Here is a 14,776-nt window from a genome sequence, read left to right as displayed (position 1 = left end):
GGAGCGCACGCCGAACCTGTGTCATACTCTTCAAGTTGTCAGTTCGGCCCCATCGTTTAGCGGCCTAGGACACCGCCCTCTCACGGCGGCAGCGCGGGTTCAAATCCCGCTGGGGTCACGGATTCGTGAACTTGCTGGCAACACCGGAATGCCTCCGCTCCTGCGGGGGCATTCCGTTTGCACGTCATCAGTCTCGGCCCCATCGTTTAGCGGCCTAGGACACCGCCCTCTCACGGCGGCAGCGCGGGTTCAAATCCCGCTGGGGTCACGCATCCGACATCCTGATGACGCACGCAGAATGCCCCGCCTCGGCGGGGCATTCTGCGTTTCAGGGCAGCGGCCGAGCATCATCGTGCCCGCCCATCGCGCTGCCCCCGGGCACGACCGAACGTGCTGGGAGCACGCGAGCGGCGGCGGTCGAGGCGAACCCCGACCGCCGCCGCTCGGCGACCACCGGACTAGGCCGGCAGCACCTCGCGGCGCTCACGGCGCTCGCGGCGCGCGTGGCGCACCCGGTGCGCGACCCAGAAGGCGACGATCGCGGCGATGACGCCGAGCACCACGAGCAGCCACGGGACCAGCGTCGCCGGCGACACGCCTGCAGCACCGTCGGCCAGCGTCTGGGTTCCCGCGGCGAGGTCGCCGCTGCCCTCCGCGAGGGTCGCCGTGCCGTCGGCCAGGGTGGTCGCACCGTCGGCGATCCTCGTGGTTCCGTCGGCCAGCTCCGCGGAACCGTCGGCGAGCGTGGACGCGCCGTCCGCGAGCGTCTTCGTGCCCGTCGCGAGCGTCGCGGCGCCGGTGGACAGCGTCGTGGTGCCGGTCACGAGCGCGTCGGCACCCGTCTTCAGTTCGACCGTTCCGCTGAGCGACCGCTCCAGACCGGCGGCGATCTTTTCGTTGCCTGCGACGAGTCCGTCGACCTTCTGGTCGAGGGTGGCCGTGCCTCCCGACACCTTCGACGCACCGGCAGCGAGTTCGCCCGACTTGATGAACAGCTGGTCGGCGCCGCCGGCCACGAACAACGCTCCACCGGCCACGGTGAACGCACCGCCGGCGAGTGTGTTCGCGCCGGTCGAGAGTCCGGTCGTGCCGGTGGCGAGCGTCGTCGCCCCGGTGGCGACGGCGTGCGAGCCGACGGCCACGTCGGAGGCGCCGGCCGCGAGTTCGGCCGCTCCGCCCGCGACCTTCGCGGCGCCCGCCGAGAGCGGGTCGGTGCCCTCGAGGACCAACTGGTCGAGGCCCCCCGCGAGCGTGCTCGCTCCGGTGGCGAGCGTGCCCGCACCGTTCGCGGCGCTCTCGATTCCGGTCTGGAGCGACGAAGCGCCCGCGGCGACGCTCGCGCTTCCGGACTTCACGGCCGCCGAACCGGTGGCGAGCGCGTCCGCGTTGGTGCGCAGCGTCGAGATCGCGGCGAGGACCTCTTCGGGCAGGCCGGATCCCTCGAGCGAGCCCTGCAGCTGGGCCAGGCCCGCGGCGAGCGCGGCGTTGCCGTCGGCCACCTGCGTCGCGCCGGCCTGGACGTTCGCTGCGCCGGTTGCGAGCACGGTGATGCCGCCCTTCAGCTGGGTGAGGCCCCCGGAGAGCTGCGTGGTGCCGTCGGCGACCTGCCTTCCGCCAGCCGAGAGGGACTTGGCGCCCTGCGCGACCTTGGCGGCGCCCGTGGCGACGGAGGCCGCCCCACCGGAGACCACTGCTGCTCCGTTCGCGACGGATGCCGCGCCGTCTCGAACGGCATCGGCACCGGTCGCGAGCGACTTCGAACCCTTCTCGACTGCGGCTGCGCCCTCGGCGAGCTCGGAGCTGCCTTCTGCGAGCGCCGCATTGCCGGCCGCGACCTTCGCGGCACCGTCGTCCAGTCGCCCGGCGCCTGCACCGAGTTCCGCCGCACCGTTCGCGACGCGGGCGGCACCCGCGGCGGCCTCGGTGATGCCGTCGGAGAGACGCACCGCGCCGCCGGCGGCGTCGTTCGCTCCGGCCGACAGTTCGGTCGTGCCGGCGAGGCTGCGGCCGAGCCCGTCGGCGAGCTTGACCGTGCCGGCCTCGGCACGCTCGGCGCCGGCCTTGAGCCGTTCGGCACCGCCGGCCGCCGTCGAGGCGCCGGTCTGGAGCTTGACGGCGCCGGCCGACAGATCGCTCGCGCCGGCTTCGGCGTCTGCCGCGCCGTCGGCCAGGGTCGACGCGCCGTCGGCGATCCGGGTCGAGCCGTCGCCCGTGCTGCCGGCGCCGTCGGCGACCTGTCCGGCGCCGTCGGCGAGCTTGGAGGTGGTGAGGAAGAAGAACGTGAGCAGCGCGATGAGCGCGATCGTCAGGGCGATCGCCGCGACCTTCAGTCCGGTTCCGTGGCGGTGGGGCGGGGGTGCATCGATTCTCGTCATTGAGGCTCCATCGAGTGCGGGCGCGCGAACGGCGCCCGGGAGGGTGAGTGCGGGTGGCTCACCGACGCTGGTGCGGGGCATCGGGTGCGCGCGGCCGCAGCATGCAGGCCGAGCGCCACCAGGACGCCGTGCCGGCCCAACCACGTTGTCGGCTTCCGGCGGCTCGGAGTCCCTGAGAGTCGGTCGAAGCTAACAGCGGTGGAGGAATCCTCGACGAGTGCTCAGCATTTCCTGTGCGAACATCCAAGGTCCTGCGACCAGCGGGTGACCGCGGTTGTCGATGCTCCACAGACGCGGAATGCCCCCGCAGCGGCGGGGGCATTCCGGGTCGCGCGGTCGATGCGCGGGGTAGTGGGCGGATGGCCCGCCCGAGGGTCAGTCGGTGCGGGAGGCCCCAACTGTCGCGAACGCCGGCCCCGACGCGGCACCGGTCGGCGCGGCATCCGGATAGGGCACTGCGATGCCGTCGTGCACCTCGTGCGGCGCGACCTTGTGGTAAGACATGCGGTCGATCGCCGCGAGCGCGAGCGCCGAGAGGATGAACACGCAGTGGATGATCACCTGCCACATCACGCCGTCGGTGGTGAGGTTGCCCCGATAGCCCTCGCCGCCCACGTTGCCGATCTCGATGAACGACTTCAGCAGGTGGATCGACGAGATGCCGATGATCGCCATCGCGAGCTTGACCTTGAGCACGTTCGCGTTGACGTGGCTCAGCCACTCGGGCTGGTCGGGGTGGCCGTTGAGGTTGATCTTCGACACGAAGGTCTCGTAGCCGCCGATGATCACCATGATGAGCAGGTTCGCGATCATGACGACGTCGATGAGGCCGAGCACGATGAGCATGACCTCGGCCTCGTTCAGGTGACCGAACTCGGTGATGAGGTGCCAGAGCTCCTTCATGAACAGGGCGACGTACACGCCCTGGGCCACGATGAGTCCGAGGTAGAGCGGGGCCTGCAGCCACCGGCTCGTGAAGATGAGGCCGCCGACGGCGCGCGACCAGGGGGCGGTGCGATGCGTGGCGGCGGGGTTGGTCGGGTGTGCGGGCGTCGTTCGGGCGCTCACTGGGCTCCTTCGGGAGGTAGGGGGGTTCGAGTCTATGGATCCCACCCGATAGACTCCCGAAAGCGAAGGGGAGTATCCCGCGAGGCGTTCACGCGTCTCGAGCCACGATCGTCAGTACGAGTGCCGAAGACGCCGCTCCGGGCGTGGCGGCGCACCTCGGGTGCTGCAGGGGAGAGACTTTCGGGTTCCGCCCTGCCCAAATCCTCCCGAAAGGCCGCACGTGCTGCAGCTTCCCGCCTGGTTCGAAATCGGATCGCTCGTGGTCCTCACGCTGATCCTCGTCGCCGACCTCCTGCTCGTCGTCAAGCGTCCGCACGTGCCGTCGTTCCGCGAGTCGACGCTCTGGGTCGTCTTCTACGTCGCGCTCGCGCTCATCTTCGCGCTGCTGATGTACCTCCTGGGCGACGCCGAGCACGCGGGGCAGTTCATCGCGGGCTGGCTGACCGAGTACAGCCTCTCGATCGACAACCTGTTCGTGTTCGTGATCATCATGGCCAGGTTCGCCGTGCCGAAGAAGCTCCAGCAGGAGGTGCTCATGGTGGGCATCATCCTCGCGCTGATCTTCCGCGGCATCTTCATCCTGCTGGGCGCGCAGCTCATCGAGAACTTCAGCTGGATCTTCTACATCTTCGGCGTCTGGCTCGTCTACACGGCCTACCAGCAGGCGTTCGTCGAGCACGACGACGACAAGGACAACCTGCTCGTGCGCATCCTGCGCCGTCGCGTGAAGATCTCCGACGACTACAACGGCATCAAGATCCGCACCGTGATCGACGGGCATCGCGTCTTCACGCCGATCCTGTTCGTGTTCATCGCGATCGGCACGACCGACCTGCTCTTCGCGCTCGACTCGATCCCCGCGATCTTCGGCATCACGCAGAGCCCGTTCATCGTGTTCACGGCCAACGTGTTCGCGCTCATGGGCCTGCGCCAGCTGTACTTCCTGCTCGGCGGCCTGCTCGAGCGCCTCGAGTACCTCAAGTACGGCATCGCGTTCATCCTGGCCTTCATCGGCGTGAAGCTCGTGCTGCACGCGATGCACGTGAACGAGCTGCCGTTCATCAACGGGGGCGAGCACATCGAGTGGGCTCCCGAGATCTCCACGTGGATGTCGCTCGGCGTCATCATCGCGGCGATGGCGGTGGCCACGGTCGCGAGCGTCGTCAAGGCGAACGTCGACGCGAAGCGGCGCGGCCACACCCTGATGGAAGAGGTCCCGCACTTCACCGACGACGACGCCCGCTGACCCGGGGTCGGCGGGGCGCCCGGGGTGTTGCTAGTTTTGGTGGGCGGCGCACGGGGTGCGACGTCCCGGTCCCTACCGGTGAAGGACGGCGACGAGGAGCACCGTGTCCCCTGATGGCGAAGACGTCGTCGAGCTCGACCAAGGAGCCGCGGTGATCGCGCACAGCGCCCGAACGGATGTCGGTCGCGTGCGCAGCATGAACGAGGACTCGTTCCTCGCCGAGGCGCCCGTCTTCCTCGTGGCCGACGGCATGGGCGGTCACGCGCGCGGCGACGTCGCGAGCCGCACGGTCGTCGAGACGTTCCGCCGTCATCTGGCACCCGGCGCCCCGTCGTCGCCCGAGCAGGTGCTCGACGCCATCCACTCGTCGAACGACGCCGTGCGTGCGTTGAGCGGCGAGGGCGACGAGGGCACGGCCGTCGCGGGCACGACCCTCGCGGGCGTCGCACTGGTCGACGCGGGCGACGGCGCCGGCTTCCACTGGATGGCCTTCAACGTCGGCGACTCACGCATCTACACCTGGAACGGGCGCACGCTCAGCCAGCTCAGCGTCGACCACTCGGCCGTGCAGGAGCTCGTCGACGCGGGCCTCATCCGCCCCGAAGACGCCGAACGGCACCCCGACCGCAACGTCATCACGCGGGCGATCGGCGCCGACGACGTGGTCGACCCCGACGTCTGGCTCATCCCGGCATCCGGTCGGCAGGTGTTCCTGATCTGCTCAGACGGCCTCAGCAAGGAGGTCGACGACGAGGCGATCGCCCGCGTGCTCGTCGGCGACACCGGTCATGCGGCCGGTCTGGCCGGCGAACTCGTCGATCTCGCGCTCGACCACGGCGGGCGCGACAACGTGACGGCCATCGTGGTCGAGTCGGAGCTCGGCGTCGCCGACGACGAGACCACGAAGGACCGCTCGACGGCAGGCTCGCCGAACGAGGACACCACGCCGCGAGCGAACGGAGACGCCGGTGGCGAACTACACGCCTGACCTCGCGGGGCAGCACCTCGCCGTCGTGCGCGGCGGGGTGGTGCTCATGCTGCCCGCGTCGTCCGCCGCGCTCGTGGCCGACCTGTGGCCCCGGCTCGTCGAAGCCGATCCCGTGCGGGTCGTGCTCGACCGGCTCACGGTCGAGGGGCTCTCGGCGACGCCGTCGTTCGGGCTCGTCGTCCGCGCCGACGAGGGCGACGGGGTGCGCGTCGTCGTCCGCGGCGGGTTCTCCGTGCGTCTCGGCGCCGAGACCATCACGGGCGAGGGCGTCTCCACGTGGGTCGAGCGCGCGGCCGAAGGCACGGCGGTCGAGCTGAGGGCGACGGATGCCGCGGGCGGCCCGGCTGCGGCCGCGTCTGCTGCTGCCTCGAAGGTCGACCTGCCGATCGTCGAGGGCGTCGTGTTCGCGACATCCGTCGGCTCCGAGTCGGTCGAGCCGGTCGCGACCGTGCCCGAGCCCGTGGCGCGGCCCGGGCGCTCCGCGTCGGACGAGCCCCTCCCGACGACCGAGATCTCGGCGTCGGCCGAGCCGTCCGGACTGGGGGCGCAGACCGCGGCCGCCCCCTCCGCCGAGCCTGCGGCGCCGCCGACCACGCCGACCGAGCAGCCCGTTCCCTCGGCCTGGGCGCCGCCGGTCGGCGGCTCGACCGGGTCCACGATTCCCGGACCGCCGCCCCCTCCTGCGCAGGCGCCGACGCCCGATCCCGTGTACGACGCGATCGACGACTCGACCATCGTGTCGCCGGTCGGTGCGGCCATCGGTGCGCCTGCCGGTGCGCCGATCCAGCCCCCGGTGCCGCCCGCACCGGCGATCGGCGTCGAGCAGACCATCGTGCCGACCGGCGACACCTACGGCGGCGACCACGACGGCATGACCGTCGTCGGTGCCGACCTCCAGCGCCTGCGAGCCGAGCGCGACGCGCGCCGCGCCGAGCAGACGACGGTTCCCGACGCACCGGGCCGGCCGACGGCATCCGGTGCCGTCGCTTCGCCGAAGCTCAGCCTGCGCATGCCCGACGGCTCGCTCGAGCCCGTGACGCACGAGGTGCTGCTCGGGCGCGCGCCGAGCGTCAGCCAGGTCTCGGGCGGGCGCCTGCCGCGCGTCGTCGCGATCGGTGCTGGCGACCAGGACATCTCGCGCACGCATGTGCGCGTCACCGTCGAAGGAGACACCGTCGTGATCACCGACCTGCACTCCCGCAACGGCACGCATGTGGCGCAGCCGGGCAAGGCTCCCGTGCGGCTCCGCGCCGGCGAGCCGACGCCCGTGCTCGTGGGCACCGTCGTCGACCTCGGCGGCGGCTGGACGATCCAGGTGGTCGCCGACTGATGCGCCGCGCGACCTCGACCCCGCCCGAGCTTCCGGGCTACGCTCCGCAGGGCCTGCTCGGCTCCGGCGGATTCGCCGACGTGTTCCTCTACGAGCAGCGACTACCGCGACGCAAGGTCGCGGTGAAGGTGCTGCTCACCGAGGAGCTCGGCCGCGACACGCGGGCGCAGTTCGTCGCCGAGGCGAACCTGATGGCCCAGCTGTCGACGCACCCGTACATCGTCACCATCTTCCACGCGGATGTCTCGGCCGACGGCCGGCCGTACTTCGTCATGGAGTACTGCTCGGGTCCGAGCCTGGCCGAGCAGTACAAGCGGTCGCCGTTCGCCGTCGAAGACGCACTGCGCACCGGTGTGCGCATCGCGGGCGCGGTGGCCACGGCGCATGCCGCCGGCATCCTGCACCGCGACATCAAGCCCGCGAACGTGCTGACGAACGACTACGGCTGGCCCGCGCTCACCGACTTCGGCATCTCGTCGAACCTCGACGGCGAGCTTCCGATGCACACCATGACGGTGCGTCCCGGCGCGCAGGCGACGGGCACCGCCGGCTCGAGCGGCACCGCCGCGGTCGGCATGAGCGTGCCGTGGTCGCCGTCCGAGATGTTCGAGGACGACCCGACCCCCGACCCCCGCAGCGACGTGTTCTCGCTCGCCGCGACCGTCTACACCCTGCTCGCGGGGCGTTCGCCCTTCGAGATCCCCGGGCGTTCCAACGGCACGCTCGACCTCATCGGCCGCATCGAGCGCGGCGCGATCACGCCCATGGATCGCACCGACGTGCCGCGCAGCCTGCTGGCGGTGCTCGCGAAGGGCATGGCGACCTCCCGCGACGACCGCTACCCCAGCGCGGTCGAGTTCGCCAGGGCGCTGCAGCGCGTCGAGCTCGAACTCGGCTACTCGGCCACGACCATCGAGGTGCCGAACCTCGCGGTCGCCGAGGAGCGCGAGACCGTCGACGAGGCGGATGCCACCAGGGCGCGCGCCGTGCGCACGATCGACGCCCAGGCGGCGCCGGTCGCGCCCACCGCGCCGGGCGGTTCGCGTGCGGTCGTGCCCCCGCCGGCCGCCCTCAGCGGCGCCGGTGCCGGCGCCGACGCGACCGTCGCGCGTGCACCGCAGCAGGTCGCGGCGCAGCCGCCCCTCGCCGACGCGACCATGATGCGCCCCGGGGGAGCGGCGGCGCCCCGGGCAGGGTCACCGGTCGGCGCGGTCGCCTCGGCCCCGGTCGACGACGGAACGATCGTGCGGCCCAGGGGTGCGGCGCGCGCCGACGCGCGGCCCGCCCTCGAGACGACGCCCGCCGCAGCATCCGTCACCGAGGTCGACCCGTCGCAGCGTCGTTCGAAGGCCGGCCTCGTCATCGGCATCGCCGCGGGCGTCGTCGTGGCCGTCGCCGTCACCGCGGCCGTGGTGCTCTCCGGCGCGCTTCCCCGGCCCGAGGCCGAGGCGCCGGTGAAGTCGGTCGATCGCGACGCCGTGGCCGAGGCCACCGTGCCGATGCCCGAGGTCGCGCCGGGTGTGCCGTCGGCCGACGGCACGAGCGTCTCCTTCGCGGTGACCGTCGGCGATGCCGAGGAGGGCGACCGGTTCCGGTGGGCGCGTTCCGACGGCAGCGGCTCGGTGCAGCTGGCCGAGACCTCGCCGATCGTCGTCGACAGCGTCTCCGCCGGGCAGACCATCTGCATCGACGTGCAGACTCAGCGCGGCAGCCGCACCTCCGATCCGGTGACCGGGTGCACGCCGTGAGGCCGCTCAGGGTCGAGTACTGCGGCGAGTGGTACACGGTCGCCGAGGGCGCGCCGTTCACGATCGGGCGCGAGTCCGACCTCACGATCGACGAGAACCCGTACCTGCACCGCACGTTCCTCACCCTCTCGGCCGAGTACGGCCTGTGGTGGCTCTCGAACGTCGGCCAACTGCTCTCGGCCACGGTGTCGGATGCCACGGGCAGCGTGCAGGCCTGGGTCGCGCCGGGTGCGAAGCTCCCGCTCGTGTTCCAGCAGGTGCAGGTGCTCTTCAGCGCGGGAGCCACGACGTACGAGTTCTCGATCCACGCCGAGGAGGACTTCTACAACACGTCCCTGACGGCGACCACCGCCGACGGCGGCACGACGATCATGCCGGTCACGCTCACGTCGAGCCAGCGGCTCCTCGTGGTGGCGCTGTCCGAGCGCGTGCTCGTCCAGCCCTCGGCGGGCCGGGCGACCGTGCCGACCTCGGCCGAGGCCGCGGCTCGACTCGGGTGGAGCATGACGACCTTCAACCGCAAGCTCGACAACGTGTGCGAGAAGCTCGACCGGCTCGGCGTCGACGGACTGCGCGGCGGGCGGGGCAAGCTCGCGACGAACCGTCGCATGCGACTCGTCGAGTACGCCGTGGCCACCAGGCTCGTGAGCGTCGACGATCTTCCCCTGCTCGATCGCGCCGCGGCGGAGCCGGGGGAGTGACGCCGCTCGTTCCGTCGTGCTGAGGCGACTCCTGCGCACGCGGCCGCGAGAGGTCGCGACGATCGTCGTGCTCGCGACGATCGTCGTCGTGCCGGTCGGCGTGGCCGTCCTGCATCCCGGGTTCCCCGTGGTCGACGTCGATCTCGATGCGCGGAACGTGTGGGTCACCAACGGCGACGAGCTCCTCGCCGGCCGACTCAGCAAACCCATCGCCGAGCTCGACGGTGCGGTGAACACCACCTCGCGCGACATCGACGTGTTCCAGCACGGGGACGACGTCTTCCTCTCCGACGCCGCCTCCGGCACGCTCCAGCGCGTCGATCCGTCGTTCACCACGCTCACCGAGGAGATCGGCGTCCCGCTCGATGCGGAGATCGCCTACGGCGGCGACGTGCTCGCGGTGATGGACACCGGTTCGGGATCGGTCTGGACCATCGACGCCGCAGTGCCGCTCGCGTTCGATGCGGCGACGGCCCAACCGGTTGCGAAGGTCGGACCGGGCGGTCATGTGACCGTCGCCGACGATGGAACGGTGTTCGCGACCTCGCCGCACGACCGCGAGCTCATCCGGATCGAGCCGGGGGGCGACCCCAGCGTCTCAGCGCTGCCGCGCCTCGGCGACCACCAGCTGACGGCCGTCGGTCGGACCCCCGTCGTGCTCGACCTCGAGCACGACCGGCTGCTCGTCGATTCCACCGAGGTCGAGCTGCCGACGCACGCGCTGAAGCTTCAGCAGGCCGGCCCCGCCGACGACTCGGTGCTCGTGGCCACCGGATCGGAACTGCTCGACGTGGCGTTGTCGGGCGGGCGGGTCGAGCGCATCGACCCTGGGTTCTCCGGATCCTTCGAGGATCCCGACGACGTCTCGGCGCCGGTCCGCCTCGACGGCTGCGCCCACGCCGCCTGGGCCGGAGCTGCCCGGTACCTCCTCGCGTGCGACGGCGCGAGCGTTCGGTCCGTCGACCTCGACCGGCCGACCCGCGGCTCGACCCTGGAGTTCCGGGTCAATCGCAGCGTCATCGCGCTCAACGACGTGTCCAACGGCAACGCCTGGCTGCTCGACGACGAGCTGCGACTCGTCGACGACTGGGAGCAGGTCACCCCGCCCGAAGATCAGGACGCCGAAGACGGCGACGAGAAGTCCTCCACCGAGAGCTTCGAGGACACCATCGCCCAGCGCACCGACGAGAACCGCGCGCCGACCGCGCGCGACGACGAGTTCGGCGTTCGACCCGGGCTCACGACGGTGATCCCCGTGCTCGACAACGACACCGACCCAGATGGAGACGTGCTCACCGTCTCGGCCGTGGCCGAGGTGTCGGCGTCGCAGGGGAGCGTCCAGCTCATCGACGGCGATCGCGCGCTCCAGTTCACGCCGGCCGACGGCTTCACCGGCTCGCTCTCCTTCCGGTACACGGCGAACGACGGGCGACCCGGTGGGGTGGCGGAGGCGGTCGCGTCCATCTCGGTGCACACGGCGGAGGTCGACGATCCGCCGATCGCGCGTCGGACGACGGCCGTCGCCGTCGAGCAGGGCGGATCCACCACGGTGAACGTCCTCCAGGACTGGATCGACCCCGACGGCGACGCCGTCTTCCTCGTGTCCGCGACGCCGAAGTCCGGCGACCGCGTGAGCGCCGCTCCCGACGGGGAGCTGACCTTCGAGCACGTCTCAACCGAGCTGGGGTCGAAGGAGGTCGTGTACGTCGTCTCCGACGGCCGCGGAACCTCGAGCGGCGTCCTCACCGTCGACGTCGAGCCCACCGGAGCACTCGGCCCGATCGGCACTCCCGACCACGCGCAGACCTTCTCCGGCCGTACCGTCGACCTCGAGCCGCTCGAGAACGACACGAGCCCGTCAGGGGTCCCGCTCGCCCTCATCGGGCTCGAGGAGGTGCCCGACGGCGTCGAGGTCGTGCCGAACCTCGAGCGCGGCTCGATCGGGTTCACCGCGGCGGAGCCGGGCTCCTACGAGGTGGTCTACGCCCTCGGCGCCGGCGCTGAGACGAGCGTCGGCCTCATCAGGGTCGACGTGCTCGAACCGCCCGACGGGGCGCCGGCTCCCATCGCGGTCACCGACGTCGCCTACCTGCGACCGGGTGAACCGCTCTCGATCCCGGTGCTCGCGAACGACGTCTCGCCGAGCGGCCAGGTGCTCGCGGTGCAGTCGGTGCAGACCGACGACCTCGACGCCGCGTTGACCATCGAGGTGCTGGGCAACGCCGTCGTGCGCACGACCCCCTCGTCGGCGCTCGTCGAACAGGTGCAGTTCCACTACACGGTGAGCGACGGGACGTCGACCTCGACGGCGGGCATCACGGTGGTGCCGGTGCCCCCGCTCGTGAAGCACCAGCCGCCGGTCGCCGTCGACGATGCGGCGCGGGTGCGTGCGGGCGACATCGTGACGGTGCCGGTGCTCGACAACGACCGGCATCCCGATCGGGCGCCGCTCATCGTCGATCCCGAGCTGGTCGTTCCCGAGGGCACACCGGGCCTCGCGTTCGTGAGCGGCGATACCGTGCGCTACCAGGCACCGGCAGAGCCCGGCGTCTACAGCGTCGACTACCGGGTGACCGATGCCTACCGCGAGAGCGCGATCGCGACGGTGCAGTTCGTCGTCGTCGGACCGAGCGAGGAGAACCTCCCTCCGGTCGCGGTGCCGACGACGTCGCGGTTGTTCGCGGACTCCACGGTGAAGATCCCGATCGGGCTCGACGGACTCGACCCAGACGGCGACTCCGTCGCGCTTCGCGGCATCACGACGCCGCCGAAGCTCGGTCGCATCGTGTCGACCGATGCGGGCACGATCGAGTACCAGTCGTATCCGGGCATGGCCGGGACCGACAGCTTCGAATACGAGGTGGAGGACACCGCCGGAGCTTCGGCGACCTCGGTCATCCGGGTCGGCGTCATTCCCCGCCCCGCGACCGATGCGCCGCCGAACGCGGTCGACGACACGGTCGAGGTCCCGCCGGGCCGTGTCGCCTCGGTGCCGGTCTGGCGCAACGACTCCGATCCGAACGGCTACAAGCTCACGGTCGCCGACGAGCTGCTGGAGGTCGACGAGGGCATCGCGGCATCCGTCGTCGACGATCGCATCGTCGTCGAGGCGCCCGACGAGGAGGGCGCCTTCGCGATCCGATACCAGGTCGAGAACGGGCACGGCGGCGTGGATTCGGCGTTCCTGCACGTCCTCGTCACGAACGACGCCCGGCCGGTCCATCCCACGTCCGTCGACCAGTTCGTCTCGATCGAGGACCTGGCGAAGTCCGCGACCGTCGAGGTCGACGTGCTCGACGGTGCCGAGAACCTCGGTGGCCGGTTGAGCGACCTCGAACTCTCGCTCGTCGGCCCCAACCGGGACGCGGCCGAGGTCGTCGGCGCCTCCGAGGTGCGCGTCCGCGCGACGGCGTCGCGAACCACCATCGGCTACCGGCTGACGAACGGCGACGGGCTGTCGACGACAGCCTTCATCATCGTGCCGCCGCTCCCCGACGGGGCCGCGGCCCAGCAGGCGCCGCTCCCGTATCTGAAGGACCTCCCGCCCCAGCAGACCGACCTGGACACGCCCATCGAATGGACGGTCGACGAGCTCGTCGAGGTGCCCTCGGGCCGACCCGCGCTGATCCTGAGCGCCTCGTCGACGAACGGCGACGGATCCGACGTGCGCGTCGACGGCGAGACCCTCAGGTTCACGCCCGCACGAGGCTACCGGGGCCCGGCCTCGGTCAGCTTCCTGGTGACCGACGGCCGCTCGGAGTCCGACCAGACCGGCGCGAAGGCGCTCCTGACCCTTCCGATCACCGTCGGCGATCCAGACCTCGAAGATGTGGCGCCGAAGTTCACCGCACAGGCCGTCGAGGTCGAGGCCGGTGAGGACCCGCTCGAGATCGAGCTGCTCGACTCGACGTCGCACCCCAACCCGGCGATGCTCGACCGTGTCGTCTTCTCCGGGCTCGCGGGGGCGAACTCCGACATCAGGGCCGGTCTCGCAGGCTCGACGCTGACCGTCCTCGTGCCGCGGGGCGTCGATCCCGGAGTCCGGACGACGCTGACGTTCGACGTGACGCTGAACGGGCTCACCGTGCCCGGCGAGGTCGATGTCACGGTCGTCTCGTCGAGCCGACCGCTCGCCATTCCGGCCGACGACCCGACGGCGGCCGAGAGCTCGACCTACCGCCGCTCTCAGACGGTCACGCTCGACGTGCTCGCGAACGACGTCAACCCGTTCGCGTCGGAGGGGGAGCCGCTGCGCGTGGTCGGAGCCCTGCTCGATCAGGTCGATGCGGGCGCGAGCGCCTCCATCTCCTTCACCGACGACACCGTCACGATCCGCACCGGCCCGACCGCGACGGGAACGCTCAGCGCCGTGTACACGGTGCAGGATGCGACCGGCGATCGCACCCGCCAGGTGCAGGGGAGGATCCTGCTGTCGATCGTCGACGTGCCGGATGCGCCGCAGGCGCCCGCGGCCGTGGAGGGCGACGGCACGGCGAGCGTCACCGTGGCCTCTACCGCGTCGAACAACTCCCCGATCCTCGATTACACGGTGACCTGGCCGGGCGGCAGCCTCACGGTCCCGACCGAGGGCACGTACACCGTCGGAGGCCTGCAGAACGGCACGGCCTATGCGTTCCGGGTCTCGGCGCGGAACGCGGTCGGCGAGTCGACCCTCTCGGCCGAGAGCGCGACCGTTCGCCCGTACGGCGTGCCGGGGGCGCCTGCCGCCGCCACGCTCACCGCGACGTCCAACGGCACCGGCGACATGACCCTCCTCTGGTCGCCGCCCGCGGCCGACGGCGGTCGCGGCATCTCGCAGTACGTCTGGCGCGAGGTCGGGGCCGGCGGTTCGACGCAGACCTCCGCGACCGCGGTGAACCTGCGCCGATCGGTCGGCACCGCCTACTCCTTCGAAGTCCAGGCATGCAATGCTCGCGGATGCGGCGCATGGACGCGTTCGAACGCGGCCACGCCCTCCGCGCCGCCGACGTGGACGCCGACCCGCTATCCGACGACGATCACGACGACGACATGCCCCGAGCCGAACTCGGCCTATCCGTCGGGCCCCTGGAACCGCGACAGCGGATGCACCTTCCAGCCGCAGGGCGCGCTCGGGGCCGGAACGGTCATCGACGCGGTCTGCTACTCGCAGCGGAACGGCCAGCCATGGCTCTACTTCACGTCGGAGGTCGGGGTGTACGACGGATGGTTCGTCAGGGCCGACGACACGAGTCGCCCCGGGCGCTCGATCCCGGACTGCTGATCGGGCGGCCGGGCGCGCGCCCGGCATCCGGAGGTGGATCTCCGTATCGCTTCCGCA

8 protein-coding genes and 2 tRNA genes are annotated in these 14,776 nt (G+C 71.4%); 8 read left to right on the top strand and 2 right to left on the bottom strand.

The window, feature by feature from the left end; all coding sequences use genetic code 11:
* The first annotated feature begins 45 nt into the window (after nucleotides 1-45).
* Together GQR16_RS00240 and GQR16_RS00235 are read left to right on the top strand one after the other, a co-directional pair.
* Nucleotides 46-118: transfer RNA gene (locus tag GQR16_RS00240), tRNA-Glu, on the top strand.
* A gap of 77 nt (nucleotides 119-195) precedes the next feature.
* A tRNA-Glu gene (locus GQR16_RS00235) sits at nucleotides 196-268 on the top strand.
* A 190-nt stretch (nucleotides 269-458) separates the two neighbouring features.
* Here the strand turns inward: GQR16_RS00235 and GQR16_RS00230 are convergent.
* Both GQR16_RS00230 and GQR16_RS00225 read right to left on the bottom strand, forming a co-directional pair.
* Nucleotides 459-2,375, bottom strand: a complete 1,917-nt coding sequence (locus GQR16_RS00230; protein WP_157413162.1) for a YhgE/Pip domain-containing protein — start codon at nucleotides 2,373-2,375, stop codon at nucleotides 459-461.
* 375 nt (nucleotides 2,376-2,750) lie between these two features.
* Nucleotides 2,751-3,443 (bottom strand): TIGR00645 family protein, encoded by a 693-nt coding sequence (locus tag GQR16_RS00225; RefSeq protein ID WP_157413161.1) that lies wholly within the window; start codon nucleotides 3,441-3,443, stop codon nucleotides 2,751-2,753.
* Between the two features lie 223 nt (nucleotides 3,444-3,666).
* Between GQR16_RS00225 and GQR16_RS00220 the strand changes: the two genes are divergently transcribed.
* The 6 genes from GQR16_RS00220 (at nucleotide 3,667) to GQR16_RS00195 (ending at nucleotide 14,719) form a co-directional block, all read left to right on the top strand.
* A complete protein-coding gene (locus tag GQR16_RS00220; RefSeq protein WP_157413545.1) occupies nucleotides 3,667-4,689 on the top strand; it encodes a TerC family protein in 1,023 nt (340 codons plus the stop codon).
* Nucleotides 4,690-4,792: 103 nt separating this feature from the next.
* Nucleotides 4,793-5,677, top strand: a complete 885-nt coding sequence (locus GQR16_RS00215; RefSeq protein ID WP_246200359.1) for a PP2C family protein-serine/threonine phosphatase — start codon at nucleotides 4,793-4,795, stop codon at nucleotides 5,675-5,677.
* Complete coding sequence (locus GQR16_RS00210) at nucleotides 5,658-7,007, top strand: FHA domain-containing protein (protein ID WP_157413160.1); 1,350 nt, start codon at nucleotides 5,658-5,660, stop codon at nucleotides 7,005-7,007. The genes GQR16_RS00215 and GQR16_RS00210 overlap by 20 nt, the downstream gene beginning before the upstream one ends.
* Nucleotides 7,007-8,755 carry a serine/threonine-protein kinase gene (locus tag GQR16_RS00205; RefSeq protein WP_157413159.1) on the top strand — a complete coding sequence of 583 codons (1,749 nt, stop codon included), beginning with the start codon at nucleotides 7,007-7,009 and terminating at the stop codon, nucleotides 8,753-8,755. The genes GQR16_RS00210 and GQR16_RS00205 overlap by 1 nt, the downstream gene beginning before the upstream one ends.
* Entirely contained in the window at nucleotides 8,743-9,456 is a 714-nt protein-coding gene (locus GQR16_RS00200; protein ID WP_157413158.1) for an FHA domain-containing protein, read from the top strand. The genes GQR16_RS00205 and GQR16_RS00200 overlap by 13 nt, the downstream gene beginning before the upstream one ends.
* Nucleotides 9,457-9,472: 16 nt before the next feature.
* A complete protein-coding gene (locus GQR16_RS00195) occupies nucleotides 9,473-14,719 on the top strand; it encodes an Ig-like domain-containing protein (protein ID WP_157413157.1) in 5,247 nt (1,748 codons plus the stop codon).
* Nucleotides 14,720-14,776: the final 57 nt, after the last annotated feature.

Source organism: Agromyces allii, assembly GCF_009749385.1.
GTDB lineage: Bacteria > Actinomycetota > Actinomycetes > Actinomycetales > Microbacteriaceae > Agromyces > Agromyces allii.
This window is presented reverse-complemented; position numbering and strand designations above follow the sequence as displayed.

Bases quoted from the DNA above. Each gene is read 5' to 3' on its own strand.
- GQR16_RS00230 (WP_157413162.1), bottom strand. From the start codon at position 2,375: ATGACGAGAATCGATGCACCCCCGCCCCACCGCCACGGAACCGGACTG.
- GQR16_RS00205 (WP_157413159.1), top strand. From the start codon at position 7,007: ATGCGCCGCGCGACCTCGACCCCGCCCGAGCTTCCGGGCTACGCTCCG.